This is a genomic window from Flavobacterium tistrianum (genome assembly GCF_003254545.1).
In the GTDB taxonomy this organism is placed as follows: Bacteria; Bacteroidota; Bacteroidia; order Flavobacteriales; family Flavobacteriaceae; genus Flavobacterium; species Flavobacterium tistrianum.
Genome location: NZ_QJRH01000073.1, coordinates 70,228 through 95,949, shown reverse-complemented (window position 1 = coordinate 95,949; position 25,722 = coordinate 70,228). Strand labels below are relative to the sequence as shown.

26 protein-coding genes and 2 tRNA genes are annotated in these 25,722 nt (G+C 32.0%); 17 read left to right on the top strand and 11 right to left on the bottom strand.

The features are described from left to right. Positions 1 to 107: 107 nt before the first annotated feature. From abc-f to DMB71_RS19425, 6 genes are all read left to right on the top strand, one after another. The gene (gene abc-f, locus DMB71_RS19450; protein ID WP_111369102.1) at positions 108 to 1,694 is read left to right on the top strand and encodes a ribosomal protection-like ABC-F family protein; all 1,587 of its coding nucleotides are present in this window, start codon (positions 108 to 110) and stop codon (positions 1,692 to 1,694) included. Between the two features lie 145 nt (positions 1,695 to 1,839). Next, on the top strand, positions 1,840 to 2,892 hold the full coding sequence (locus tag DMB71_RS19445; protein WP_111369100.1) for a linear amide C-N hydrolase: 1,053 nt from the start codon (positions 1,840 to 1,842) through the stop codon (positions 2,890 to 2,892). A 138-nt stretch (positions 2,893 to 3,030) separates the two neighbouring features. Further along, entirely contained in the window at positions 3,031 to 3,348 is a 318-nt protein-coding gene (locus DMB71_RS19440; protein ID WP_111369098.1) for an ArsR/SmtB family transcription factor, read from the top strand. Positions 3,349 to 3,351: 3 nt separating this feature from the next. Further along, complete coding sequence (locus tag DMB71_RS19435; RefSeq protein WP_111369096.1) at positions 3,352 to 3,819, top strand: SRPBCC domain-containing protein; 468 nt, start codon at positions 3,352 to 3,354, stop codon at positions 3,817 to 3,819. 5 nt (positions 3,820 to 3,824) lie between these two features. Next, positions 3,825 to 4,202 carry a DoxX family protein gene (locus DMB71_RS19430; protein WP_111369095.1) on the top strand — a complete coding sequence of 126 codons (378 nt, stop codon included), beginning with the start codon at positions 3,825 to 3,827 and terminating at the stop codon, positions 4,200 to 4,202. Between the two features lie 12 nt (positions 4,203 to 4,214). After that, the gene (locus DMB71_RS19425; RefSeq protein ID WP_111369093.1) at positions 4,215 to 4,772 is read left to right on the top strand and encodes a DUF4256 domain-containing protein; all 558 of its coding nucleotides are present in this window, start codon (positions 4,215 to 4,217) and stop codon (positions 4,770 to 4,772) included. A gap of 167 nt (positions 4,773 to 4,939) precedes the next feature. On the opposite strand, the gene DMB71_RS19420 is transcribed toward DMB71_RS19425, so the two are convergent. After that, positions 4,940 to 5,290, bottom strand: a complete 351-nt coding sequence (locus DMB71_RS19420; protein ID WP_111369092.1) for a DUF2200 domain-containing protein — start codon at positions 5,288 to 5,290, stop codon at positions 4,940 to 4,942. A gap of 119 nt (positions 5,291 to 5,409) precedes the next feature. On the opposite strand from DMB71_RS19420, the gene DMB71_RS19415 reads away from it, so the two are divergent. Both DMB71_RS19415 and DMB71_RS19410 read left to right on the top strand, forming a co-directional pair. Continuing rightward, a complete protein-coding gene (locus tag DMB71_RS19415; RefSeq protein WP_111369090.1) occupies positions 5,410 to 5,808 on the top strand; it encodes a VOC family protein in 399 nt (132 codons plus the stop codon). Positions 5,809 to 5,860: 52 nt separating this feature from the next. Beyond that, a complete protein-coding gene (locus tag DMB71_RS19410; RefSeq protein ID WP_111369088.1) occupies positions 5,861 to 6,382 on the top strand; it encodes a serine O-acetyltransferase in 522 nt (173 codons plus the stop codon). Here DMB71_RS19410 and DMB71_RS19405 read toward each other — a convergent pair whose 3' ends face one another. The 3 genes from DMB71_RS19405 to DMB71_RS19395 form a co-directional block, all read right to left on the bottom strand. Next, entirely contained in the window at positions 6,383 to 6,778 is a 396-nt protein-coding gene (locus DMB71_RS19405; protein ID WP_111369087.1) for a VOC family protein, read from the bottom strand. Positions 6,779 to 6,856: 78 nt separating this feature from the next. After that, positions 6,857 to 7,354 (bottom strand): hypothetical protein, encoded by a 498-nt coding sequence (locus DMB71_RS19400; protein WP_111369085.1) that lies wholly within the window; start codon positions 7,352 to 7,354, stop codon positions 6,857 to 6,859. An 84-nt stretch (positions 7,355 to 7,438) separates the two neighbouring features. Next, entirely contained in the window at positions 7,439 to 8,281 is an 843-nt protein-coding gene (locus DMB71_RS19395) for a chromate resistance protein ChrB domain-containing protein (protein ID WP_111369083.1), read from the bottom strand. Between the two features lie 181 nt (positions 8,282 to 8,462). Here DMB71_RS19395 and DMB71_RS19390 point away from each other — a divergent pair, with 181 nt between their 5' ends. Further along, positions 8,463 to 8,966, top strand: coding sequence for an endonuclease V (locus DMB71_RS19390; protein ID WP_111369082.1), 504 nt, complete (start codon positions 8,463 to 8,465; stop codon positions 8,964 to 8,966). On the opposite strand, the gene DMB71_RS19385 is transcribed toward DMB71_RS19390, so the two are convergent. Together DMB71_RS19385 and DMB71_RS19380 are read right to left on the bottom strand one after the other, a co-directional pair. After that, complete coding sequence (locus DMB71_RS19385; protein ID WP_111369080.1) at positions 8,963 to 9,547, bottom strand: RNA polymerase sigma factor; 585 nt, start codon at positions 9,545 to 9,547, stop codon at positions 8,963 to 8,965. The two genes, DMB71_RS19390 and DMB71_RS19385, sit on opposite strands and share 4 nt — an antisense overlap. A 170-nt stretch (positions 9,548 to 9,717) precedes the next feature. Beyond that, on the bottom strand, positions 9,718 to 10,293 hold the full coding sequence (locus DMB71_RS19380; RefSeq protein WP_111369732.1) for an HD domain-containing protein: 576 nt from the start codon (positions 10,291 to 10,293) through the stop codon (positions 9,718 to 9,720). A 210-nt stretch (positions 10,294 to 10,503) separates the two neighbouring features. Between DMB71_RS19380 and DMB71_RS19375 the strand changes: the two genes are divergently transcribed. Beyond that, positions 10,504 to 10,995 carry a hypothetical protein gene (locus DMB71_RS19375; RefSeq protein ID WP_111369079.1) on the top strand — a complete coding sequence of 164 codons (492 nt, stop codon included), beginning with the start codon at positions 10,504 to 10,506 and terminating at the stop codon, positions 10,993 to 10,995. Between the two features lie 44 nt (positions 10,996 to 11,039). On the opposite strand, the gene DMB71_RS19370 is transcribed toward DMB71_RS19375, so the two are convergent. Both DMB71_RS19370 and DMB71_RS19365 read right to left on the bottom strand, forming a co-directional pair. Further along, positions 11,040 to 11,120 (bottom strand) — tRNA-Tyr (locus DMB71_RS19370). Positions 11,121 to 11,199: 79 nt separating this feature from the next. After that, positions 11,200 to 11,274 (bottom strand) — tRNA-Val (locus DMB71_RS19365). A gap of 267 nt (positions 11,275 to 11,541) precedes the next feature. Between DMB71_RS19365 and DMB71_RS19360 the strand changes: the two genes are divergently transcribed. Continuing rightward, on the top strand, positions 11,542 to 13,326 hold the full coding sequence (locus DMB71_RS19360) for an ABC transporter ATP-binding protein (RefSeq protein WP_111369077.1): 1,785 nt from the start codon (positions 11,542 to 11,544) through the stop codon (positions 13,324 to 13,326). A gap of 177 nt (positions 13,327 to 13,503) precedes the next feature. Here the strand turns inward: DMB71_RS19360 and DMB71_RS19355 are convergent, their stop codons facing one another. Beyond that, positions 13,504 to 14,673 carry a proline dehydrogenase family protein gene (locus DMB71_RS19355; RefSeq protein WP_111369076.1) on the bottom strand — a complete coding sequence of 390 codons (1,170 nt, stop codon included), beginning with the start codon at positions 14,671 to 14,673 and terminating at the stop codon, positions 13,504 to 13,506. 160 nt (positions 14,674 to 14,833) lie between these two features. Here DMB71_RS19355 and DMB71_RS19350 point away from each other — a divergent pair, with 160 nt between their 5' ends. From DMB71_RS19350 to recQ, 6 genes are all read left to right on the top strand, one after another. Further along, positions 14,834 to 17,170, top strand: a complete 2,337-nt coding sequence (locus tag DMB71_RS19350; protein ID WP_111369074.1) for an O-antigen ligase family protein — start codon at positions 14,834 to 14,836, stop codon at positions 17,168 to 17,170. 129 nt (positions 17,171 to 17,299) lie between these two features. Continuing rightward, complete coding sequence (gene aroB, locus DMB71_RS19345; protein ID WP_111369073.1) at positions 17,300 to 18,367, top strand: 3-dehydroquinate synthase; 1,068 nt, start codon at positions 17,300 to 17,302, stop codon at positions 18,365 to 18,367. Between the two features lie 304 nt (positions 18,368 to 18,671). Continuing rightward, positions 18,672 to 20,075, top strand: a complete 1,404-nt coding sequence (locus tag DMB71_RS19340; protein ID WP_111369071.1) for a type III PLP-dependent enzyme domain-containing protein — start codon at positions 18,672 to 18,674, stop codon at positions 20,073 to 20,075. A 100-nt stretch (positions 20,076 to 20,175) separates the two neighbouring features. Then, positions 20,176 to 21,144 (top strand): deoxyhypusine synthase family protein, encoded by a 969-nt coding sequence (locus DMB71_RS19335; protein WP_111369070.1) that lies wholly within the window; start codon positions 20,176 to 20,178, stop codon positions 21,142 to 21,144. A gap of 8 nt (positions 21,145 to 21,152) precedes the next feature. Beyond that, complete coding sequence (locus tag DMB71_RS22015; RefSeq protein ID WP_162614852.1) at positions 21,153 to 21,566, top strand: DNA primase; 414 nt, start codon at positions 21,153 to 21,155, stop codon at positions 21,564 to 21,566. Between the two features lie 138 nt (positions 21,567 to 21,704). After that, the gene (gene recQ, locus DMB71_RS19325) at positions 21,705 to 23,819 is read left to right on the top strand and encodes a DNA helicase RecQ (RefSeq protein WP_111369068.1); all 2,115 of its coding nucleotides are present in this window, start codon (positions 21,705 to 21,707) and stop codon (positions 23,817 to 23,819) included. Between the two features lie 22 nt (positions 23,820 to 23,841). On the opposite strand, the gene DMB71_RS19320 is transcribed toward recQ, so the two are convergent. Next, positions 23,842 to 24,963 carry a hypothetical protein gene (locus DMB71_RS19320; RefSeq protein ID WP_162614851.1) on the bottom strand — a complete coding sequence of 374 codons (1,122 nt, stop codon included), beginning with the start codon at positions 24,961 to 24,963 and terminating at the stop codon, positions 23,842 to 23,844. Between the two features lie 239 nt (positions 24,964 to 25,202). Next, positions 25,203 to 25,718, bottom strand: coding sequence for a DinB family protein (locus tag DMB71_RS19315; protein WP_111369065.1), 516 nt, complete (start codon positions 25,716 to 25,718; stop codon positions 25,203 to 25,205). Between the last annotated feature and the right edge of the window lie 4 nt (positions 25,719 to 25,722).

Genomic DNA, 25,722 nt, shown 5'->3' with positions numbered 1-25,722 from the left:
TTAAAATAAGCACTGCTCTATGTGAAAAATAATTTCTTTCAGGAAAATTTAGTAGGCAACCACTCTTTTGTGGCTGCTAGATTATTTATCTATAAAAGAAAGGAATTATGCTTATTCTTCAAAATATCTCATATCAGCATGAGAATAAAGACATGCTGTTTCAAAACATAAGTTTTACGCTAAACCATCACGATAAAACCGCTTTGGTTGGGAATAATGGTGTTGGAAAATCTACTTTATTAAAGATTATCGCAGATGAATTGCAGTCTTTTTCAGGGCAGATCATGCATGATTCTAAACCTTACTTTGTTCCGCAATTATTCGGACAATTTAATGATTTGACTATTGCTGAAGCTTTGCAGATAAAGGAAAGAATAACTTCACTTAAAGAAATACTTGAAGGTATTGTAACCGAAGAAAATCTTCAGCTTTTAAATGACGACTGGACAATTGAGGAACGCTGTAGTGAAGCTTTGTCCTATTGGAAACTCCATGATTTGGATTTGAACCAAAAAATGGAAACTTTAAGCGGAGGCCAGAAAACAAAAGTCTTTTTGGCCGGTATTATGATTCATGAACCCGATTTAGTTTTACTGGACGAACCTAGCAATCATTTAGATTTTGCTGGTAGAACATTATTGTATGATTTTATAAAATCTACTTCTAGTACACTTTTAGTGGTTAGTCACGACAGAATACTGCTTAATCTTTTGAATAAGACTTTAGAAATGACGAAAAATGAAGTTTCGGTCTATGGCGGTAATTATGATTTTTATAGCGAACAGAAGAAAATAGAAAATAATGCTTTAGAACAAGATGTTCAGAGTAAAGAAAAGGCATTGAAAAAAGCCAAAGAAAAAGAAAGAGAAAGTGCTGAACGCCAAAACAAACTAGATTCTAGAGGCAAAAAAAAGCAAGAGAAATCAGGGGTTGCCAGAATTATGATGAATACGCTTCGTAATAAAGCTGAAAACAGCAGTTCTAAACTCAAAGACGTTCACGCCGAAAAAATTAGCGGAATTTCTGAGGATTTGAGACAGTTGCGTTCTTCTCTTCCTGCTATTGATCAAATGAAATTTGGATTTGAAAACACTTCTTTTCTCAAAGGAAAAACACTTTTTAAGGCTTCAGATATGAATTATGCTTATGGAGATAAATTTCTTTGGAATGAAAATCTCAATTTTGAAATTCTTTCTGGAGAACGTTTTGCCATAAAAGGGCTGAACGGATCTGGAAAAACAACTTTAATCAGAATTATTCTTGGAGAATTGATTCCAACACAAGGTCAAGCTACTTCATTAGCAAAAAAAGCAATTTATATTGATCAGGATTATTCATTATTGAATCAGAATCTTAAAATTTATGAACAGGCTCAGGCTTTTAATGACTGCGGTTTAGAAGAGCATGAAATAAAAATGAGACTGAATCGCTTTCTGTTTTCTAGAAACGATTGGGATAAACCTTGTAGCGCATTAAGCGGAGGCGAAAGAATGCGCTTAATGCTTTGCTGTCTAACTATTAGCAACGAATCGCCTGAGATTATCATTCTAGATGAGCCAACCAATAATCTCGATATTCAAAACATTGAAATACTAACTGCTGCAATCAATGAATATAAAGGAACTTTGATTGTGATTTCGCATGATCAATCATTTTTAGAACAAATCAATATAGAGAAAAGTATTTCACTTTAAAATAAAAAGGATCAGCGCTGAGGAAATATCTTGGCGCTTTTCTTTTAGTATTAATTTCATTTTCAAATAATTAAAGTAAAAATTCCGTAAATTGCAGTAAAAACTGGTAAATTCAAGTTCACGTTTAATTAAAATCTAAAATTTTATGAAATCCAAAAACAGAATTTTTTCTGCCCTGCTTGCTTTTACATTATTAATAACCGAAACTGTACTTCCTTGTACAAGGATAGTTTACGAAGGCCTAAACGGAACAATTATTACTGCCCGATCGATGGATTGGCGAGGAGAAATTCCAGCCAATTTATGGATTTTCCCGCGCGGAATTGAAAGAGCTGGAGAAGTTGGAACCAGTTCGATTAAATGGAAATCTAAATACGGAAGCGTAATTACCAGTTCGTGGGACATTGCTTCTTCTGACGGAATGAACGAAAAAGGGCTCGTGGGTAATCTTTTATGGTTGGTAGAATCACAATATCCTGCATTTGAAAAAAACGGAAAAGTAAAAGGTTTGGCTGTCTCTTTATGGCTTCAATATGTTTTAGATAATTTTTCTACCGTTGCTGAGACCGTTTCTGCATTAGAAAAGAATGATTTTGTTATTACTTCGTCACACATTCCAGGAACGAATATTTTTGCAACAGTGCATTTGTCTATTTCTGACGCAAGTGGCGATAATGCTATTTTCGAATATATAAATGGCAAATTGGTTATTCATCATGATAGAAAATATGTAGCGATGACCAATTCGCCTATTTTTGATCAGCAATTGGCCATCAATGCGTATTGGAAAGGAATTCCGGGAACAATTATGCTTCCAGGAACGAATCGTGCCGCAGATCGCTTTGTAAGAGCTTCTTATTATATTGATGCTATTCCGAAGACAGATAATATCAGAACAGCTTTGTCTAGTGTTTTTGGTGTCATTAGAAACTGTTCTGTTCCTTTAGGAATTTCCTCAGAAACGGAACCAAACATCTCCTCTACTCGCTGGAGAACAGTTGCTGATCAAAAAAATCTGGTTTATTATTTTGACAATGTTTTGAATCCGAATGTGATTTGGGTTGAATTCAGCAAAATTGATTTTAGCGAAAAAGGAAAAATCAAAAAATTAAGTTTAGCTAATAATGAGAATTATTCAGGTGAATCTTTGATTAATTTCAAGGAAACAAAGCCTTTTCAATTCGCTGGATTAGATTAAAGGTGCTTATTCTAAATAAAACAAACATCATAAAACCTTCAAATTGAAAAGTTTGAAGGTTTTCTTTTTGAAAAAAAATCTAAAAAAACATTGCGCAGTCAAATGACTTCGTTATATTTGCAGTCAAATAACTGCATAATGGAAATTAGAAGAGATGTTTTTCAAGCTATAGCCGATCCTACCCGAAGAGCTATTTTAAGTTTAGTTGCTATTCAAGCTATGACGCCTGGAGCAATTGCCGAGAATTTTAATTCGTCAAGACAGACTATTTCAAAACATATTCAGATTTTGAACGAATGTGAACTATTACATCAAACACAAAACGGAAGAGAAATTTATTATCATTTAAATCCAGAAAAAATGAAAGAAATTGACAAGTTTATCGAACCATTCAGAAAAATGTGGGACGATCGTTTTAATAAGTTAGAAGCAATTATGAAAAACTATAAAAAATAAACCATGGAAAAGAAAACAAAAATTCACGCCGAAGATGACAGATTAGATCTTGTTATTACGAGAGAATTTGATCTGCCAGTTGAATTATTATTTAAAGCTCACACCGAGCCTGAAATTGTTGCGCAATGGATGGGTACAAAAGTCTTGAAACTGGAAAGCAAAAAATATGGCGGATGGGAATACGAAACCAGCGATCCTAATGGGAATGTAGTTTTTAAAGCAAATGGTGTTTTTCATGATTTTGTTCCGAATCAAAAAATTGTGCGCACTTTTGAAATGGACAATGTCAATTTTGCACCTCAATTAGAATTTTTAGAGTTTGAAAAATTAACTGAAGATACGAGTAAATTAACGATGCAGATTATCTATAAATCTATTGAGCACAGAACAACGCAGTTAAAATTGCCGTTTGCACAAGGATTGAATATGGCGCATAATCGATTGGAAGAAATTGTAACTAAATTAAAATAAGAATCATGAGCAAAAAAAAAAAAATTATCTACTGGGTTGCCACTCTATGGTTGGCTTTAGGTATGACGGCAACAGGAATTGTACAGCTGATACCTGTAAAAGAAGAAGCTGAAATGATACAACATTTAGGATATCCGCTTTATTTTTTAACCCTTTTAGGAGTTTGGAAGCTTTTGGGAGTAATTGCAATTCTGATTCCTAAATTCGGTTTGTTAAAAGAATGGGCTTATGCAGGTTTCTTTTTTGCAATGTCTGGAGCTGTAGTTTCTCATTTGGTTGTAAAAGATGAAGCATCAGCACTTTTTGGACCAACATTATTAATTGTTTTAACTGTAACTTCTTGGTATTTCAGACCTGAAACTAGAAGATGCAGTTCTAATTAAAAACTTAAGAAAATGAAAAAGCAATTGACAATAAACGAACAAAACGAATTATTGAGCATACTCGAAAAACGTTTTGAAAAGAATAAAAACCGTCACGAGAATTTAGATTGGGAAAAAATTGAAGCCAAACTAAAAACTAATCCATCAAAATTATGGTCTCTTGACGAAATGGAAAGAACGGAAGGCGAACCAGACGTAATTGGATATGATGCTAAAACAGATGAATATCTTTTTGTGGATTGTTCTGCTGAAAGTCCGAAGGGTCGTAGAAGTATCTGTTACGATCATGAAGCGCTCGAAAAAAGAAAAGAACATAAACCAGCTGACAGCGCAATAAACATGGCTGAACAAATGGGAATTGAAATCTTAAATGAAGAGCAATACAAAGAGTTGCAAAAATTAGGAAAATTTGATGCCAAAACTTCAAGCTGGATTTTGACTCCGCCAGAGATTAGGAAATTAGGTGGTGCGATTTTCTCAGATTTCAGATATAATACCGTTTTTGTGTATCACAATGGAGCTGATTCTTATTACGCTGCGAGAGGTTTTCGCGGTTTGTTAAGAGTTTAAGATAATTGTACAGAATTAAATTATGAGCTATTAAATAAATGTTTTGAAAACATAGCCTGTGGTTTCAACCACAGGATCTGGAATATTTTTTGATTGTGTTCCAGTAGTTGAAACCACAGGCTATGTTTAAAATATCATAAAAAGAGGCTATTTAAAAGCCTCTTTTTTTATTCTCTTAAAATCTTTTCCATCTTTCTTCCTTTGGCGATTTCATCGATTAATTTGTCTAGATATCGCATCTTTTGAATTAATGGATCTTCAATCTCTTCTACACGATAACCACAAATTACTCCCGTAATTTTAGAAGCATTCGGATTAATTTCTGGAGCTTCGGCAAAGAATGTTTGAAAATCTACTTTCTTTTCAATCTGTTCTTTAATTTGATCATCAGTATATCCTGTAAGCCATTTGATTACAGTGTCTAGTTCTTCTTTGGTTCTACCCTTTTTCTCCACTTTTTGAATGTATAAAGGATATACGCTAGAAAATAGGATTTTGTAAATTCTTTCCGTTTTCATTTTAGTTAGATTTAGATCGAAATACGTTTATGTAAATATAATTCAAAAGCAGATAGTATAAAAATGCAAGCAATATTTAATATCTTAGATTCCCGAAAAATAATCTTAAAAACTCTCATATGGAAAATAATTCAAACGATGCAACACCAAAAGTGACGGGACTTGGCGGTATTTTCTTTTTTATGGATAATCCGAAAGAAACCAAAGAATGGTATGCTAAAAATTTAGGATTAGAAATTAATGAATGGGGTTCTGCAAGTTTTGAGTCTAGAAATCTAGAAAATCCAGAAGAGATAGAATCTACGCAATGGTGTCCTTTTAAGAAAGGAGATGAATATTTTTCTCCGTCTAAAAAAGAATTTATGGTAAACTATCGTGTTCAGAATATTGAAGGACTTGTAGAAAAACTAAAAACAAACGGAGTTACGATTCTAGATGACATCGAAACATACGAATATGGCAAGTTTGTGCACATTATGGATACAGAAGGCAATAAAATTGAGCTTTGGGAACCATAGATTGAGTTGTGAGTTATGAATTATGAATTATTGCTAAACGTTTAAAAACAATATGTTTAATACATTAGTTAAAATCAATTGTCATTCAAAAAATAAGTTTTTAAAACTGATTGCAGGCAATTTATTAGAGAAATTATATTGCTGCGAAATAAACTGTGCAGAAATGGATAGATCTGTTTTGTTTGCACATCACGGACGCGGATGTACAATCGTCGCGTCTAAAATCTGCGAGAATGTGGTTATTTTTCAGAACGTGTCCATTGGAGCCAATTTGAAGTACAATAAAATTAATGATGAATGGGAAAACGTCGGAAATCCTATCATTGGTAAAAATGTTATCATTGCTGATGGCGCCAAAATTTTAGGTCCAATAGTTATTGGTGAAAATTCGGTAATTGGCGCGGGAGCAATTATAACCAAAAATATACCTGCAAATAGTGTGGCTTATGGCGTGAATCAGTTTAAACCTAAGGATAAAAACTATGATTTGATATTTAATCCGAATATGATTAATCCCCAGGAAATAATACATGCAAATAAAAAACTGGTAGCTGATTTTAATCAACGGAATTAATCACATTCCCGGCCAATATAAAAAATTGAATTTATGGCCATCTGGATCAGCAAAACCAAAAGTATAGCCCAATTGATAGTTTTCCGGTTCAGAGAAAATAGTTCCACCGATTTCTTTAACTTTATCATACCAAAGATCTACTTCTTCTCTGCTCTCTGCAGAAAGCGAAAAGATAATTTCATTCTCATTTTTTGCATTGACTAAATTACCTTTTAAAGCCGTTTTAAATCTATCAGTTGTAAAAAAGTTGATTATAAAATTATTCTCCGCAATAGAAAAACTTACAATTTCTTCTGTGTTTTGTCCGTTTTGTTTAAAGCCTAAATTGGTATAAAATTGAATTGTTTTTTGCAAATCGTTTGAAACAAAGTTGGCCCATATCATTTTAGTTTTCATAAACTTTAGTTTTAATTGATTATGACTAAGTTAATGATAATCAATTAAAACTAAATAAAAATTTTAATATAGAATTTACTAAAAAGCAATTCCAAACTGAAAACCTACTGTAAAACTAGCAGGATGATCGTTGCCAAAACGTACGGGTAAAGGAACGGCAACATAATAACTGCAACTGCTATTTTTTATAATAGTTTTATTAAAAACAGGTGTAAATCCGTATCTACCACTACTTTCAAAAGCAGCTCTTCCAGCAAATGTGTAGCCTTTTCCTAAAGCAACCAAAACTCCAGGATGAAATAATAAATTAGTCACTTTGCTTGTTCCTTGATCGTCTTTAATGTTTGGAACCATTTCAAAAGAAAATCCGATTTTTTCATTTTTCCATATATTTATTCCTGTGGGAAAGCCTACGGCATAATAATCTCTGAAGTTTACAGTAGTTTCATCACTGTTAAATGTTACAATAGGATGCATGATGCCAAAATATCCTGTTACTTTTGGATAAGTAGTTTGTGAAAAAGCTGTAAAACCTGTAAGTAATACGGTAATAAAGAAAGTGTTCTTGAATGACATTATTTCTAGTTTTTAATTCGTTAGAACAAAACTAAAAGCATTAAGCGTCAAAAAATAGAACTCAATTTACCTTTTGTATCTGGTTTACTTTTTTGACTTTTTTCGATATTCAGAAGGATTCTTTCCTGTATGAAGCTTAAAAATTCTAGTAAAATGACTTTGGTCTGAAAAGCCTGTCATATAAGCAATTTCGGTCAAATTATGAGAAGAATTTTCAATAAGATTGATTGCTTTTTCAATGCGAAGTTTTCTAACATATTCGCCAAAATTTAAGTCTTCAAAATGTTTCGAAAATTCTCGAGACAAATACGACGGATTTAAATCTAATTCGCTAGAAATTTTCTTTAAATCAAAAGCAAACTGTGTATCAATCTGATCTTGAATGATATCTTTTAGATCTTTTACCCATGAAGGAGTTTTTCCTGATGCTTTTTTGTCTTTAAGAAACTTATCATAAACCTCATGAAGCAGTTTCTCAAAGGGACTATTCTGAAGATGATTTTGCTGATACAAATGCGTAGCCCAGCTATACAAAGCATCGTATAGAATCATACCTTTTTCTAACAGCTCGTAATCATCAGTAATATTATAAGACAGTCCCGCAGAAATAGCCCAAAGTCCAGCCGATTCTTTTGCAATTTCATGCCTGTCAGTATCTGCGCCACGCACTATTCCTGCAATAATTTTAACTGCTGGATCTTTAATTTCGTATTTCTTTACAATGTAATCAAAAGTGCATTCTTCATTGTAATGTGTAAACTCAACATTTGGAATATCAAACGGAATAGCATCAAGTTCTTTTGCTTTTGTGATGACATCATCAAAAGGAACATAAATGAATTCAGATTCAGGATCAACAAACTTTCGAATTAGCCACGGACAAGCGATTCGGTCTATTTTGGGTCTTTCTCTGGTGATCCATTTCATTTGAAATAATGTTTTCTTAAAATTTTAGCTAAGCTACATTTTATTTAGGATTTTTTCAAAAGCTTGATTTTTAAACTTTAAAGATTCGCTTAAAAAAAGATTTGTTGTTTTTCTAGAGAGTAGTAATTCTTTCGTAAAGCTTTTTCTATTTTTAGACTCTAAATATTTTATAGTAATAAACATGATTCTAGCCTTTGACACTTACTATTTTGACCAAAAAGCAAAAACAATCTGTCTTGAATTTGAAGAATGGAATGAAGATAAAAACTTTAAAATTCATTCTGAAACAATAGAGAATGTAGCAGAATATATTCCTGGAGAATTTTATAAAAGAGAATTGCCATGCATTTTGAGTTTGTTAAATCAAATTGATTTATCTGCAGTTGAGGCAATCGTTGTTGATGGTTTTGTTTACTTAAATGATGAACAGAAATACGGTTTAGGCGGTTATTTGTACGAAAAACTGAATATAAAAGTTCCAATTATTGGCGTTGCTAAAACAAATTTTGCTTCTATAGAAAAGAGTAAAAAAGCGCTATTTAGAGGTGACAGCAAGAAACCGCTGTATATTACTTCTATCGGAATCGATTTGGATGAAGCGTTTAAAAAAATAGAAGGTATGCATGGGGAATTCAGAATGCCAACTTTGCTAAAAGAATTGGATAGATTAACGAAAGAAAATTAATAGTCTAAAGTAATTTTATTTTTTTCTATAATTTTTCTCAGATTGTTTATAGCATAACGCATCCTTCCTAATGCTGTGTTTATGCTAATTTCTTTCTCTTCAGATATTTCCTTAAAACTCATGTTCTGATACATCCGCATTATTACTATTTCTTTTTGATCATCTGCAAGCTCTTCAATGAGATTCTTAATATCAGTTTGAATTTGATTTGTGATTGTTTGATCTTCAATGTTTTGACAGTCACTCTGCATGATAGAAAAAACAGAAAAATCTTCAGTTTCCCTTTGCATTGGCATGCGGTTTATTTTTCGAAAATGATCTATGACCAAGTTGTGGGATATCCTTAATATCCAAGAAAGAAATTTTTCTTCTTCTTTATATGAGTTACCTTTAAAAGTTTTGATTATTTTAATAAAAGTGTCTTGAAAAATATCATTTGAGATATCTTTATCTTTAACCTTTGAGTATATAAAACTATATATTCTCGACTCATGTCTTTTAATTAATGTAGAGAGCGCCTCTTCATTGCCTTCTAAATATTTCTCTATAAGCAAAGAGTCAGGAATAGTCAAATCAATCATAGCATCAAATTTTTAATTTTGAGGATGCAAAAATAATGCTGACTCGAATGCGCTTTTGCCTATAGAGGACTTTAAACCATCAAAATAAGCTTTTTGATTGTGGTAATTTTTTTCTTGTATAACTTAAAAAAAAGATTCTTCAATTTCTTAAAGAGTTTTTGTAATTATAATTAGTTAGAAGTGCTAAGAAATCGATAATACTCTTGAATTTTATTCTTTAATCTTTCTGCTAAATAGACATTTCCATCCTTAAGCTCATTATGTATAATTTCTGCTTCAGCGATGTATTTTAGCTTCTTTTCATCGTTCCAATAATACGGAGGTTGGTATAAGTTGCATATTCTGTCAGCCATTTTTACTGCCCAGACTTCTCTCGGCTGTTGCTTGATTCTGTTTAAGCTATCAAGCATTTTTTCATGAGAATCTTCAATATTATCATTTTTGGTTAATGCTAAAACGCCAGACGCTACTTCAGTTCCAAATAAATCATTCACTCTTTCGTAATTAAATGCTGTATCTTCAATAGTATCGTGAAGCATTGCACATTTAATAGCTAAATCAGAATTCATGTCTTGTGTTAGCCGACTGGCATTTAAAACCTCAAAAACGACACTTCCAATATGATTGATATATTCTACTCTTTCGCCTTCATTGCTTCCACCATATTTTTGGCCGTCATGAAGTTTAGAAACTAATTGCCAAACATTTTGTATTTCGTCTATTGACCAGTCTTTTTGCTGTTTCATATTTTGCATAATGATTTTTTTGATTGATTGTAATATATGGTTTTTAATGAATATTTGCAATAGTCAAATTGAAACTTTATTGCAATGAATGTAAAAGGATTTCATTTATATTAGCATTTACAAATATTAATTGTTTGATATAATTTCTGTAGGAAAACAATCTCAGAATTATTTCTTGACAGATATGAATAAGAAATCAATCCTTATATAATGGCTGAAACAATAGTTGAAAATTTAAAAATTTTATCAGAAAACTTCAAACACAATTTTGATGTGTTCTCAAACTCAGCAATTTTTGTGAATGAAGTAAACAAAATTAGAATTGAGAAAGAAGATGATGCTAATTTTAAAGTGACATATAATTTGCATTTGGCTGAAAAGACGGTTTTAGTTCCAGAAGAAGCGGTTTATCATTTCTGCTTGAATCTCTTTAAAAGACTAAATAAAGATATTGGAATGCTTTGCAATTTTGGAAAGCCAATTGAAATTAACGAATGGCTTAAAATTGAAGAAGCTGAATCTTTAGGTATAATTGCTAGCATTCAAAAAGAATTAGAATATAATTATAGATTAAAATACCTGTTTTTGGAAAGTGATCGATTTAAAACAACTTACTTTAATAGTTTATTAATTTTAGAAGATAAACAAAAAGAGTTTTTGTCTAACATATTTAATTTTAGAAACTGTTTAGCAGGAAAATGAAAAAAGCCTACAAATCGAAAGATTTACAGGCTTTAATTTTTTCGTGGGGAGAGCAGGATTCGAACCTGCGAAGTTCACACAGCAGATTTACAGTCTGCCCTCGTTGGCCGCTTGAGTATCTCCCCAAATCTGAGTGTAAATTAAATCATTACATTCAGGAAAGTCAAAAAAAAAAAAATCCTTAATTGCTTAAGGAGTTTTTTGTGGGCGATGAGGGGTTCGAACCCCCGACCCCCTCGGTGTAAACGAGGTGCTCTGAACCAGCTGAGCTAATCGCCCTATTTTACTAGGCAGCTATCATTTTGTGATTGCGAGTGCAAATTTACAGCTAGATTTTGTATTTGCAAGCCTTTTTAGAAAAAAAATGAAATATTTTTTCGTTTTTTTATTTAGAAAGCTATTTTTCAAACCTTTAAAAAATAAAGTTTTTTTGTCCTTTTCTTATAATTTCGTTAAAAAGCCAAATTTAGAGTTCTAATTCTTAATATTCCTTTGTAGTAATTCGACTTAGTTATACATTTGTAAACCTAAAAACAGTAAAATCTAATGGCACGATTTAAAGAAAATGATTTACCAAAATCAAAAATAACGGCTACTTCACTTAATAAAGCAAAAACAATTTTTACATACGCAGGACATCACAAATGGAAATTCTTCATTGGTTTGATTTTTCTTTTGCTTACTGGTGCCACTGCCCTTGCCTTTCCTAAATTAATGGGAATGCTTGTTGATTGTGTAAAAAATAAAGACAATGACGAGGCGAATACAATAGCTCTAGGATTAATAGTAATTTTATTTTTGCAATCTTTCTTTTCATTCTTCAGACTTTCATTGTTTGTAAACTTTACCGAAAATACATTGGCAAACTTACGTCTGGCTTTATATACTAATTTGGTAAAATTACCGATGACTTTCTTTTCTCAAAAAAGAGTTGGAGAATTAAACAGCCGTATTAGTGCCGATATTACACAAATTCAAGATACATTAACAACTACAATTGCAGAGTTCCTACGCCAGTTTATCTTAATTATTGGTGGAGTTATCCTTTTGGCAACAGAAAGTTTCAAATTGACTTTATTAATGCTTTCTGTAGTTCCGTTAGTAGCAATTGCAGCGGTTGTTTTTGGAAGATTCATTAGAAAATATTCTAAAAAAGTGCAAGATCAGGTTGCCGAAAGCCAAGTAATTGTTGAAGAAACGATGCAAGGAATTAGTATCGTGAAAGCTTTTGCCAACGAATGGTACGAAATTGCACGTTATAAAGGAAAAATCAGCGAAGTGGTAAAATTGGCCATTAAAGGCGGTAAATATCGCGGTTATTTTGCTTCGTTTATCATTTTTTGTCTATTTGGTGCAATCGTTGCTGTAGTTTGGTATGGAGTTCGTTTGAGTATTGCTGGTGAAATGAGCGTTGGTCAATTAATTTCATTCGTATTGTATTCGACTTTCGTAGGAGCTTCTTTTGGTGGAATTGCCGAATTATATGCACAAATCCAGAAAGCAATTGGCGCGACAGAACGTGTTTTTGAATTATTAGACGAAAATCCAGAGAAAATCAATTCTGATTCAAACAAAAATCAAGAAAAAATTAAAGGAAATGTTACTTTCAAAAATGTAGCATTCAGTTACCCAACACGCCAGGAAATTCAAGTTCTGAAAGATGTGAACTTCTCGGCAGAATTCGGACAGAAAATTGCGATTGTAGGTCCTAGTGGAGCAGGAAAATCGACTATTTCTTCCCTTCTGCTTCGTTTCTACGATATTACTTCAGGTGAAATTACTGTTGACGGAAAAAATATTTATGATTACGATTTAGAAAATCTTCGCGGAAACATGAGCATTGTGCCTCAGGATGTAATTTTATTTGGAGGAACAATTAGAGAAAACATTGCCTACGGAAAACCAGATGCTACAGATGAAGAAATTATGCAAGCTGCTAAACAGGCCAATGCTTTCAATTTTGTGGACGGTTTCCCTGAAAAATTTGAAACTTTGGTTGGAGAACGCGGTGTTAAACTTTCTGGAGGACAGCGCCAGCGTATTGCGATTGCGAGAGCGTTGCTTAAAAACCCAAGCATTTTGATTTTAGACGAAGCTACATCATCTCTAGACAGCGAAAGCGAAAAACTAGTTCAAGAAGCCCTAGAAGTCTTAATGGAAGGAAGAACAAGTATTATTATTGCTCATCGCCTTTCTACAATTAGAAATGCAGACAAGATTTTAGTTCTCGATAACGGAAAAATTTCTGAAGAAGGAACACACCAAGAATTAATAAACTTAGAAAACGGAATTTATAAGAATTTAAGTAACTTGCAGTTTAGTAACTCTTAAATGTAAAATTCCAAATTTTATAAATTCCAAATTCCAATAAAAAAGCTCCAATTTTATAATCGGAGCTTTTTTATTTAAAATATTTTACAAAAAAGAAAACCTGACAGTTTTTTAAAACTTGTCGGGTTCTGTATTTATAAAAACTGTAAACTGAGACAGAAAACTGAAAACTAAAAATTATTTCCCTTTTCTGCGTTTACGTTCAGTTTTAATCATAGACAATTCGCGGCTTGTTTGACCTGCTACAGAAGTGTTTTCTTCTGCACGACGAATCAAGTATGGCATAACATCTTTTACTGGTCCAAATGGCAAGTATTTAGCAACGTTATAACCGTTTTCAGCCAAGTTATAGCTAATATTATCGCTCATTCCGTACAATTGACCGAACCAGATTCTAGGATCGTTTTTGGCGATTCCTTTCTGTGCCATCATTTCCATTAGTTTGTATGAGCTCAATTCGTTGTGAGTTCCAGCAAAAATGGCCATTTTGTCGATATGCTCTAACATGTATTGTACAGCATTGTCGTAATTTACGTCGGTAGCTTCTTTAGAAACACAGATTGGAGAAACATAGCCTTTTTCTTCGGCTCTTTTGTTCTCTTTTTCCATGTAAGCTCCACGAACCAATTTCATTCCAATATAGAAACCTTCAGTTTTAGCAACTTCATGAAGTTTTTTCAAGTAATCTAAACGATCCCAACGGTACATTTGTAAAGTGTTAAATACAATCGCTTTTTCTTTATTGTATTTACGCATCATATTTGTCACCAACTCATCAGCTGCATCTTGCATCCAGCTTTCTTCACCATCAATTAATAAGGCAACATCTTTTTTGTGCGCTTCACTACATATTTTGTCAAAACGAGCTACAACTCTATCCCATTCTGCTTGTTCAGCCGGATTTAAAATTTGTTTTTCTCCTAATTTTTCATACAATTCAAAACGCCCTAAACCTGTTGGCTTGAAAACAGCAAACGGAATTGCTAAACGCTCTTTAGCAAAATCTACTGTTCTTAAAGTCATTTCTAAAGCTGCATCAAACTGCTCTTCTTCTTCTTTTCCTTCAACAGAATAATCCAAAACAGACGAAACGCCTTTTGTAAACATTTTGTCTACAACAGTAAGACAGTCGTTTTCGTTTACACCACCACAAAAGTGATCAAAAACAGTTGCACGAATTAATCCCTCTACTGGTAAATGAGCTTTAATTGCAAAATTAGTAACAGCAGTTCCAATTCTTACTAAAGGCTCGCTGTCAATCATTTTGAAAAGAAAATAAGCTCTATCAAGTTCCGTGTCACTCTTTAGTGAAAATGCAACTTGCGTGTTATCGAATATCTTTTCCATTAAAATTTATTTTTATGCAAATATAGAGAGTGTTTTGAATATTGTTCAAAAAATAAGATTGTTTTTTTAAGTATCGTCAATAACAAGAAATCTTCAAAGACATGTCCGTAAAGTAGGATTTTACTTATTTTTGTTATATTTGCAAAAAAATAAATGAAAGATGAATTACACAATTGAGAATATATTAAATGAAACGAAAGGAAAGCTATCAATACCAAATTTTATTGTATTTTCCTTTATATCCTTAATCTTAATCATAGATTTTTTTCCATATTTTGAAAGCCACGAGATAATCAATCCTCAATTTCTCTATTTATCCCTTTTGAATTTGGTGATGGCAATATATTTTTTTTTCAATTCTAGATTAATTTCTCCAGACATATTTCCTCTATTTAAGTGCAGTTATGTTTTTAAGCTATATTTAACTTTTATTTTCTTCTGTGCATTATCCTTTCTTACTGCAAGAAACACATCACTTGTTTATACAAAATTGACGCAAATCATAATAGTGTTTTGCTTATTTATAAATCTTTCTATTTTACTTAGAAACAAATTAAATCTCCTTTATAAAATAACTTTTATTGTAAGCATTGCTGCCTTGGTACAGTCATGGCAACAACTTTGTCATTTTTTAATTATGCCTAAGCATGCTTCTATTATAGATCTGTTAACAAATATGAAAGGTAACACTGGCAACATCAATATATTAGCTGCTAGTCTAACTATTAAAGTTCCCTTTATATTAATTGGCATAATTCATTTTTCTAAGTATACAAAATGGCTTTTAATTGTTACTCTATTTTCTGTAACGACTGTTATATTTTTAACAGGAGCAAGAACACCTCTGATTAATTTATTTTTTATTTATACTGCATTTATAACATATCTTTTTAAAGAACACTCTTTTGAAAAATCAACTTTTTTTAAAGCTTCGTTATTAATCATTCCGTTGCTAATTGCAGTGGTATTTTCGAACTCCATTTTTGAAAAATCAAAAGATAAAGAAAGATATGTTTCATTAGAAAATCGAGTGCAAAGAATTAATGCAGAAGATGCATCTTCTAAAGCGAGGCTAATATTTTGGGGTAATGTTTTTGAAATGAGTAAAAAGTCACCGCTTTTGGGAATTGGCTTAGGTAACTATCAAATTGAATCTATTCCATATGAAAAAACAACTGCTAATGATTCAAATGTATCATTACATGCCCATAATGATTTTCTTGAAATATTGGCCGAAACGGGAGTATTAAATGGACTGATTTACCTTTCTCTTTTTATATCTCTTTTAATCATTAATTTAAAAAAGATAATTAAATCGCAACATAAGGAAAGAAAAATGATCGCGTTATTAACTTTAATGCTGCTTATTGTATATGGAATAGATGCTTTCTTCAATTTTCCTATGTATAGGCCAACAATGTCGATATTCTTTAGCTTATTAGTTGCTCTTAGCCTAATCAATGTGGCTAATAAAGTTATGCCTTCACACAATGCCTCATTTAAAGTAATATTTATTCTTTTAATAGTTATTACATTAATTACAAGTTACTCTTCGTTTATAATATACAAAGCATCGCATCTAGAATATCTAATTGTCAGAGATGACATTAATATGAAAGACAAAGGTATTCTAACCGGTAATGAAGTAGTCGATAATATAAAGGCGTATCCTAACGTTTTTAGCAGTTCGGAATCATTTTATGAATACGCAGGAATATATTATACACGTGAAAAAAATTATGACAAAGCTTTAAAATGTTTTTCTAAAGCTAGCAAAATCAACCCATATAGCGGACGTATAGAATTTTATAAATATGTAATTTCTAAAAACAAAGGAAATATTGACAGTGCATATATTTACTCAAAACAAGCTTTTTATTTGCGCCCAAGGAATTACGAAATATACAATGTCGCAATTAATTTTGCTATCCGTAAAAAGGATACTGCAGAAATACTCAAAGAACATAAGTTGTTTTCGCTCTACAGACCTATGCCTGAAACATGGCTTGTTGCATATGAAGGGCTTAAAAACTCAGGGTACAACCATAAAAATTTAAGTAAATTTATTGACAAGGGGTTAAAACTATTTCCAAAAGATAGCATTTTAAAAAATGAGAGAATCAATATTTTGCATCAAAATAAAGATGATTTAGTTGCAACCTATATAACAGAAGGTCAAAATTTCGAAAACGAATCCAAATTTGATCAGGCAATAGATTCTTATCGAAAAGCCTTAAAAATTGACAACGAAAATATTTATGCCTCACAAAATATTGGTTTTTTCTATTTAAAGAGAGCTCAGCCAGAAAAAGCCATACCTTACTTATTGAAAGCATTGAAATACCCAGGTCTCAATGGTGGAAAAACAGAATTCTTTTTGGCTATTTCCTATTTAAAGGTAAACGACAATAAGAGCGCTTGTAAATATCTAAAAATCGCAAAAGACAAAAAGTATGATTTTCCGCAACAATTAATTGAAGAGACTTGTCAAAAATAGAATTTTTCAATTTTACTTTTAATGAAGATTTTAAATAGAAAGATTCTTTTTAAAACAAATTAGCCTCAAAGTTTGAATATTATGTGCTATAAAATTGCTTATTTTGTTGTTTAAATTAACTACACAATTATGCAATCTATTCAAGCCAATAATTATCTCGTACATTTTAATGAGAATGCTTACGAAGCTTTAAATAAACATTTAAGAGAAAGTAAATATTCTAATATATTTATTATTGTTGATGATCAGACCAATGAGCATTGTTTGTCTAAATTTATTCCGCTTTTAGAGACTGATTTGGCAATCGAAATCATAGAGTTTGAAGCCGGGGAAGCGAATAAAAACATTGAGACTTGTATTGAGATCTGGAATATCTTGACAGAACTTGGGGCTGATAGAAAATCGCTTATTATTAATTTAGGAGGAGGTGTTGTAACCGATTTAGGAGGTTTTGTTGCTTCTACGTTTAAAAGAGGTGTAGATTTTATCAATATTCCTACTACTCTATTATCTATGGTTGATGCTTCTGTTGGAGGAAAAACAGGAGTTGATTTAGGAAACCTTAAAAACCAAATCGGAGTTATCAATGTTCCGCAAATGGTGTTAGTCGATACACAGTATTTAGAAACTTTACCGCAAAGTGAAATGCGTTCTGGTTTGGCAGAAATGCTAAAACATGGTTTAATATATGATGCTCCATATTGGAGGCAGTTTTCAGATTTGAAATCGATTGTTTTTGACGAATTAGATCAATTGATTTATCGTTCTGTTGAAATTAAAAATGAAATCGTTATTCAGGATCCAACTGAGAAAAACATTCGTAAGGCTCTAAATTTTGGACATACTTTAGGACACGCTATTGAAGGTTACTTCTTAGAAAGCGAAGAAAAAACTACTTTACTGCATGGAGAAGCTATTGCTGTTGGAATGATTCTAGAAAGTTATATTTCTCTTCAAAAAGGATTGATTTCAGCAGAAGAATATCGTGAAATAAAAGCTGTGATAAAAGATATCTATGACGATGTAATTTTTGAAGAAAAAGACATTGATCCGATCTTAGAATTGTTAATTCACGACAAAAAAAATGAATACGGTTTAATTCAATTTGCATTAATTGAAGGAATCGGAAAAATAAAAATTAACCAATCCGTTGAAAATAAATTGATTCTAGAAGCGTTTGAGGATTATAAATCTTAAACTTTTTTTAATCAAAAGCATTGCATTTGGTATATATTATTTTTTACATTTGCGCCATGAAAACAAACAATCAGCAAAGGCACTTCAGCTCTTACAGAAACAGACTCAACAGTTCTTTATTAAGAATGCTGGACCGTTTCTATAATAGTAAAAGCCCTTTCTGTTTTGATGTGTTCCAATGTACAAAAGCAGAGCATGAAAAACTGCCTATTATATTTGCCAATATTAGAGTTTGAATTTAAGATTAAGTCCCCAAAAACCTAAAATTAAATTATAATTACAATCTCTAAACTTTGACAAATAAATGAATACAAAATATTCTGATCTAATAAACCAAACATACTACTTTCCGCAAGAGGAATTTAAACTAAACAAAGACAACCTATTGTTTCATAATATCGATTTGATGAAATTGGTTGAGCAATACGGTACGCCATTAAAGTTTACTTATCTTCCTCAGATTTCTGAAAACATCAATAAAGCAAAAGCTTGGTTCAGAAAATCGATGGAAAAGAATAAATACGACGCAAAATATTACTATTGTTATTGCACGAAAAGCTCTCATTTTGAATATATTATGAATGAAGCTTTCAAGAATAACATTCACATCGAGACTTCATCTGCTTTTGATGTTAATATTGTTGAGAATTTATTGGAAAATGGAAAAATCAACAAAAGCACTTATGTAATTTGTAATGGTTTTAAAAGAGACGAGTACATTACTAACATTGGTAGATTAATCAACAACGGACATAAAAATACTATTCCGATTATTGATAATTACGAAGAGTTAGATTTGCTTCAGGCAGAAATTAAAGGAAAATTCAAAATCGGAATTCGTATTGCTGCTGAAGAAGAACCTAAATTTGAGTTTTATACTTCTAGATTAGGTATTGGTTATAAAAACATAGTTTCGTTCTATAAAAAACAAATCCAAGAGAATGATAAGTTAGAGCTGAAAATGCTTCACTTTTTCATTAATACTGGAATTAACGATACATCATACTACTGGAATGAGCTTGTAAAATGTATCAAAGTATACATTGCTCTTAAAAAAGAATGTCCTACACTAGACGGACTAAACATAGGCGGTGGTTTCCCTATTAAAAACTCGCTTGCTTTTGAATATGATTATCAATATATGATTGATGAAATCATCAATCAAATTAAAATTGCTTGTGATGAAGCTGAAGTTGATGTTCCAAATATTTTTACGGAATTTGGTTCGTTTACAGTAGGCGAAAGCGGTGGTGCAATCTATCAGATTTTGTATCAAAAACAACAAAATGATAGAGAGAAATGGAATATGATCGATTCATCTTTCATTACCACTTTACCAGATACTTGGGCTATAAATAAACGTTTTATCATGCTGGCTATCAACCGCTGGAATGATACTTACGAGCGGGTTCTGCTAGGAGGTCTTACTTGTGATAGTGACGACTATTACAATTCTGAACAAAACATGAACGCCATTTATTTGCCTAAATATAATAAAGAGAAGCCTTTATATATCGGATTCTTTAATACTGGCGCTTATCAAGAAACAATTGGAGGATACGGTGGTCTACACCACTGTTTGATTCCGCAGCCAAAACACATCTTAATTGATCGTGATGAAAATGGAATTCTAGCAACCGAAGTGTTCTCAGAACAGCAGACTTCAGACGATGTACTAAAGATTTTGGGCTACAAAAAAAAGGTGTAAAAAAACGGCAGATTAAGTTATAATTTTTCTTAAAAAATTCTTAATTTGCATTAACATCCAAAAAGGTTAGACTTTTTAATTCAAAAAAAAAAACAAAAAAATGAAAGGACCAATCAGTCAGTTTATTGAAAAACATTATTTGCATTTTAATTCTGCTTCATTAGTAGATGCTGCAAAAGCATACGAACAGCAATTAGCTGATGGCGCAAAGATGCTGGTAAGTATGGCTGGCGCAATGAGTACAGCAGAAATTGGTAAAATTTTTGCCGAAGTAATCAGACAAAACAAAGTACATATTATTTCATGTACTGGAGCAAACTTAGAAGAAGATATCATGAATTTAGTAGCTCATTCTCACTACGAGAGAGTTCCTAACTACCGTGATTTGACACCAGAAGACGAATGGGCTTTATTAGAAAAAGGATTAAACCGTGTTACTGACACTTGTATTCCTGAACATGAAGCTTTCCGTCGTTTACAAAAACACATTTACAAAATTTGGAAAGATGCTGACGACAAAGGTGAGCGTTACTTCCCACACGAATTTATGTACAAAATGTTGTTGTCTGGCGTTTTAGAAGAATATTACGAGATTGATCTAAAAGATAGCTGGATGTATGCAGCTGCAGAGAAAAATTTACCAATTATCGTTCCTGGATGGGAAGATAGTACAATGGGTAACATCTTTGCTTCATACGTAATTAAAGGAGATTTAAAAGCATCTACCATGAAATCTGGAATTGAATACATGACTTTCCTTGCGGATTGGTATTCTAAAAACAGTTCAAACGGAATTGGATTCTTCCAAATCGGTGGTGGTATCGCGGGTGACTTCCCTATCTGTGTAGTTCCTATGCTATATCAAGATATGGAAATGCACGATGTTCCATTTTGGAGCTATTTCTGCCAAATCTCAGATTCAACAACTAGTTATGGTTCTTATTCTGGGGCAGTTCCAAATGAAAAAATCACTTGGGGTAAATTAGACATCAAAACCCCTAAATTTATTATTGAATCGGATGCTACAATTGTTGCTCCGTTAATTTTTGCATACTTATTAGATTTATAAGATAATTTATGAAAAGAGTTATAGTAGACTACGCCAAACTTACCAATGAAATTTTAAACCTTTTGGTTGAAAAATTTCCTGATGGTTATGATGATTCGGATGTAATCCGTTTTAGAAATGCTAAAAACGAATTGGTTGAAGCTGTAGAAGTTCGTACTGAAGATACAATTTACTTGGTAAAAATTAGTACTAAACTTGCTGACAGAATTGAAAACTATGATGAAGATGACGATTTAGATGTTGATGTAGATGCAATTGCACCAGTTAAAGGTATGGATCTTGATGATGATATTAGTGACGATGATGATGAAGATGACAACGTTGACAAACCAGATACTGATGGTGGCGATGATGACGATGATGATGACGATGACAAAGCAGATACTGATTATGACGAAGAAGACGAAGATGATGAAGATTAATTCATTTTCTTTTCAATAAATAAAAAGGAACTCAACTTGAGTTCCTTTTTTTGTAACAAAGCAATGCTTAATTAAATTATATTTTTGCTTTTATAAGATTATTTTTACATTTAAACTTGTAAAGAAAAATATATGCCTATGACTTCAGAAATTTTACATACTAAACTAAAAGAAAATTTTGGTTTTGAAAAATTCAGACCCAATCAGGAAACCATAATTAATACTATCCTATCTGGACAAGATACATTGGCTATTATGCCAACGGGTGGAGGAAAATCTATATGCTTCCAGCTTCCGGCATTAATTTTACCCGGAATTACAGTTGTAATATCGCCGTTGATTGCTTTAATGAAAGATCAGGTTGACAGTTTAAAAACCAATGGAATATCTGCTTGTTACATTAATAGTTCTCAATCATCACAAGAACAGCAATACTATATAGATAATTTAAAGTCAAATCATTTTAAATTAGTTTATATCGCTCCCGAAAGTCTTTCTTATTTAGACATGGCTTTTAACGAGCTGAATATTAGTTTGATCGCAATAGACGAAGCGCACTGTATTTCATCTTGGGGGCATGACTTTAGACCTGCTTATACCAATTTAGGATATTTAAAAAGCCGCTTCCCTTCTACTCCAATCTTAGCTTTGACAGCTACAGCAGATAAAGCAACACGTACTGACATATCTAAGCAATTGAATCTAAAGAATCCCAAAACATTCATTGCTTCTTTTGATCGTAAAAATTTAAGTTTAGAAGTTCGTCCTGCTTTAGATCGTGTGAAACAAATAATAGATTTTATTGAAAATAAACCCAATGAATCAGGAATAATTTATTGTTTGAGCCGTAAAACAACAGAAGAACTTGCTGAGAAATTAAAAAAGAACGGTATTTCGGCTAAAGCGTATCATGCTGGTTTGGACAACGAAACTCGTGCTAAAACTCAGGATCAATTTATAAATGATGACTGCCAAGTAGTTTGCGCCACCATTGCTTTTGGAATGGGAATTGACAAATCGAATGTGCGTTGGGTTATTCATTATAATCTTCCAAAAAATATTGAAGGCTATTACCAGGAAATTGGGCGCGCCGGACGTGACGGTCTTCCTGCCGAAACCGTTTTGTTTGAAAGTTATGCTGATGTCATTCAATTGCAAAAATTTGCATCTGAAGGATTGAACTCTGACATTCAGCTTGCAAAATTAGATCGTATGAAACAATACGCTGATGCTGTAAGTTGCCGAAGAAAAATACTTTTATCTTATTTTGGCGAATTGGTTACTGAGAATTGCGGAAACTGCGATATTTGTAAAAATCCGCCAACTTTTTTCGATGGTACGATTCTCGCGCAAAAAGCATTATCAGCAATTACACGTTTACAAGAATCAGAACCTTTGGCTGTAATTGTCGATTTTTTAAGAGGCTCAAAAAATGCATATATCTACGAAAAAAATTATCAAGAGCTAAAAACGTATGGAATTGGCGCTGATGTTTCTTGGTACGACTGGAATCAATATCTTATTCAGCTAATTAATTTAGGATATTGTGAAATTGCTTTTCACCAGCATAATAAAATCCTTCTCACTCCTTTTGCAAAGAAAGTTTTATTTGAAGGTGAAAAAGTAAAGCTTACGACTGTTGTCAAAAAAGTAATTGACAAAAATGAAATCACACAAGAAAAAACTAAAGTGGCTAAAAATTCTCTTTTTGAAACATTGCGAAAATTACGTTATGAAATTGCAAAGGAAGAAGAAGTTCCAGCATACGTTATTTTCAGTGATGCGGCATTAAGACAAATGGAGATTATGCGACCTATGAATGAAGATGAATTTCTTGCTGTTGAAGGAGTTGGAAAAGTAAAACTAGAAAAATATGGATCTGAATTTATAAATGCAATTATTGAATTTCAAAGAAACAAGTCAGTTGTCAAAAAAGAGAAAAAAGACAGTACTTATAAAAAAACTTTAGAATTATATGAAAACGGTATTTCTGTTGAAGAAATTGCAGAAAGAAGAAATATCAGTCAGACGACAGTAATTTCACATTTAGCAAAATTATATGTTGATGGATATAATTTAGATTTAAGCCAATTCGTTTCTGAAGAAGAAATTGAAAGAATTAAAAAGGCCCAGATAGAATTAGAAAATCCCAACGCTCTAAAACCTTATTTTGATTATTTTGAAGAAAAAATATCGTATGATAAAATTCGATTTGGATTGGCGTTTATAGAACGAAAAAAAACCATGTCTTGATATAGACATGGTTTTCTCTTTTTTAATAATATATAGGAAAGGATTTGCCTGACGCAGAATCCCATAAAAGTGCACGATTTGCAGAATAAACTTTTAAGATTCCATCATTATCCAACAGTAAAGTACCTCCAACATTATTTAACGTATTTGTATGCCAAACTGCTCTATTTTTTAAATCATACATAACCAAATCTCCATCGCCTCGCCAGACCAATCTTGATCCTGCGCATCTTACGTTAGTTCCACTAACCCAAATTGCTTTAGCTCCACCATTTAAAATGTCCCAGATAACTAAATTTCCATCACTCATCATGACTAATTTATATCTTCTATTAAGAGAATAAACCTCCAAATTACCATATAACCACGATGCTGTCTGCATTGATGTGACAGCAGTTGACACTGCTGGGAAAGGATATAATCTTGTTATTCCTACTTTATCATCAAATGAAATCTCTGTATTCCAAGGCGTACTATAATTATTCAATGTTAAACTTGCTGAAATTGGATACAACATAATTGAATTAATATCAAAATTGCTATAATCAACTTGAGTGGTTGAAAGTTTATTTATAATATTACTATCTACATCTGCTTTTGTCCATCCAGATTTTGTATATTCTGCATAAAGTGCTGATGCATTCCATTGAATTGGTGATAATGGATTTTGATGTTCATGTAATAAACCAAGAGCATGGCCAAATTCATGCATTATTGCTCTTCCATATTCTTGAACTGTTGTATTAGAATAATATCCGATTTGCAATGAAGGATTATTTTGGGGTATTTGTAATGCTTGCGTTCCAATAACTGACGGTGAAGAACTACTGTTTGCGTTAAACCTAACTTTTATATCTCCCGTTTGGTTGTCATCTACAAAAATAAATTTTAAGTTTGCATAACAAGCCCATTGTGACGCAAACCATATTACATAATTTCGTTGGCTAGTGTCACCATTAAGGAATTTAACACGAATGGTTTGTCCTGTTTTCCAATAAGATCCTTTTAAAGAAACACGCCCAGTTGGATTTGACACGATAGTATCAAATTCCTTTGTCGTACATAAATACATTTTCTTTTCTAGGGCTCCCTGATTTCCACTTGTTTCAACTTTGTCTTCACTACATGACACTATTAAAAGCATTGAAGCGAAAAATAATAACTTTTTCATTTTTTTAAGTTTTAATTGTTAATCATAAACTTACAAACGTATTTTTGTAAGAAATATTGTATTTAAATTTAAAAAAAATTAAAATTATTTAATATGTTGCTATACAGTGTTTGTGTTGGAAAAAGAATAAGAAATTTATATCAATCCTATTAAAGTCGTTCTAAAATAAAAAAGCATCTCAATTTGAGATGCTTTTTTATCCTAAGATAGATCTATAAATATCTCTCTTCAAAAACTTTCTGATGGTGTTTTTGATGTCCGATCATGACAAAACCTAAAGCGCGAACAGAAATAGGATTATTAGATGCAGTTCCAATTCGCTTTAGCTGTTCTTCAGATAAGCTTTTGTAAAACAATAAAGTTGAATGTCTTACAGCCGAAAATTCGGTTAGCAAATCTTGAATGCTTCTCTTGTTTGAATCAGTATTATCTGCATAATCATTTTCTTCAAAACTTGGCAAAGGCGTTTTATCATTTCTTGAAAAACGTAAAGCGCGATAAGCAAAAATTCGTTCTGTATCAATGACATGCTGAATAATGTCTTTGATCGTCCATTTTCCTTCTGCATAACGATAATCAAATTTATCCATTGGAATATTTTGCACAAATCGGATAAACTCGTGAAGAGAAATTTCTAATTCTTCAATTAAAATCCCATCGCCTGCCGCTTTGATATAAGTTCCAAAATGACCTGAATATTCATTGTCTAATAATTCTGTTGCTCTCATTTTT

Excerpts from the sequence above, each read along its gene's own strand:
- DMB71_RS19360 (WP_111369077.1), top strand. The coding sequence starts at position 11,542 with ATGGCACGATTTAAAGAAAATGATTTACCAAAATCAAAAATAACGGCT.
- DMB71_RS19380 (WP_111369732.1), bottom strand. The coding sequence starts at position 10,293 with ATGAAACAGCAAAAAGACTGGTCAATAGACGAAATACAAAATGTTTGG.
- recQ (WP_111369068.1), top strand. The coding sequence starts at position 21,705 with ATGACTTCAGAAATTTTACATACTAAACTAAAAGAAAATTTTGGTTTT.
- DMB71_RS19425 (WP_111369093.1), top strand. The coding sequence starts at position 4,215 with ATGAAAAAGCAATTGACAATAAACGAACAAAACGAATTATTGAGCATA.
- DMB71_RS19335 (WP_111369070.1), top strand. The coding sequence starts at position 20,176 with ATGAAAGGACCAATCAGTCAGTTTATTGAAAAACATTATTTGCATTTT.
- DMB71_RS19440 (WP_111369098.1), top strand. The coding sequence starts at position 3,031 with ATGGAAATTAGAAGAGATGTTTTTCAAGCTATAGCCGATCCTACCCGA.
- DMB71_RS19340 (WP_111369071.1), top strand. The coding sequence starts at position 18,672 with ATGAATACAAAATATTCTGATCTAATAAACCAAACATACTACTTTCCG.
- DMB71_RS19415 (WP_111369090.1), top strand. The coding sequence starts at position 5,410 with ATGGAAAATAATTCAAACGATGCAACACCAAAAGTGACGGGACTTGGC.
- aroB (WP_111369073.1), top strand. The coding sequence starts at position 17,300 with ATGCAATCTATTCAAGCCAATAATTATCTCGTACATTTTAATGAGAAT.
- DMB71_RS19430 (WP_111369095.1), top strand. The coding sequence starts at position 3,825 with ATGAGCAAAAAAAAAAAAATTATCTACTGGGTTGCCACTCTATGGTTG.
- DMB71_RS19410 (WP_111369088.1), top strand. The coding sequence starts at position 5,861 with ATGTTTAATACATTAGTTAAAATCAATTGTCATTCAAAAAATAAGTTT.
- DMB71_RS22015 (WP_162614852.1), top strand. The coding sequence starts at position 21,153 with ATGAAAAGAGTTATAGTAGACTACGCCAAACTTACCAATGAAATTTTA.
- DMB71_RS19420 (WP_111369092.1), bottom strand. The coding sequence starts at position 5,290 with ATGAAAACGGAAAGAATTTACAAAATCCTATTTTCTAGCGTATATCCT.
- abc-f (WP_111369102.1), top strand. The coding sequence starts at position 108 with ATGCTTATTCTTCAAAATATCTCATATCAGCATGAGAATAAAGACATG.
- DMB71_RS19395 (WP_111369083.1), bottom strand. The coding sequence starts at position 8,281 with ATGAAATGGATCACCAGAGAAAGACCCAAAATAGACCGAATCGCTTGT.
- DMB71_RS19375 (WP_111369079.1), top strand. The coding sequence starts at position 10,504 with ATGGCTGAAACAATAGTTGAAAATTTAAAAATTTTATCAGAAAACTTC.
- DMB71_RS19390 (WP_111369082.1), top strand. The coding sequence starts at position 8,463 with ATGATTCTAGCCTTTGACACTTACTATTTTGACCAAAAAGCAAAAACA.
- DMB71_RS19315 (WP_111369065.1), bottom strand. The coding sequence starts at position 25,718 with ATGAGAGCAACAGAATTATTAGACAATGAATATTCAGGTCATTTTGGA.
- DMB71_RS19405 (WP_111369087.1), bottom strand. The coding sequence starts at position 6,778 with ATGAAAACTAAAATGATATGGGCCAACTTTGTTTCAAACGATTTGCAA.
- DMB71_RS19435 (WP_111369096.1), top strand. The coding sequence starts at position 3,352 with ATGGAAAAGAAAACAAAAATTCACGCCGAAGATGACAGATTAGATCTT.
- DMB71_RS19400 (WP_111369085.1), bottom strand. The coding sequence starts at position 7,354 with ATGTCATTCAAGAACACTTTCTTTATTACCGTATTACTTACAGGTTTT.
- DMB71_RS19445 (WP_111369100.1), top strand. The coding sequence starts at position 1,840 with ATGAAATCCAAAAACAGAATTTTTTCTGCCCTGCTTGCTTTTACATTA.
- DMB71_RS19350 (WP_111369074.1), top strand. The coding sequence starts at position 14,834 with ATGAATTACACAATTGAGAATATATTAAATGAAACGAAAGGAAAGCTA.
- DMB71_RS19355 (WP_111369076.1), bottom strand. The coding sequence starts at position 14,673 with ATGGAAAAGATATTCGATAACACGCAAGTTGCATTTTCACTAAAGAGT.
- DMB71_RS19320 (WP_162614851.1), bottom strand. The coding sequence starts at position 24,963 with ATGCTTTTAATAGTGTCATGTAGTGAAGACAAAGTTGAAACAAGTGGA.
- DMB71_RS19385 (WP_111369080.1), bottom strand. The coding sequence starts at position 9,547 with ATGATTGATTTGACTATTCCTGACTCTTTGCTTATAGAGAAATATTTA.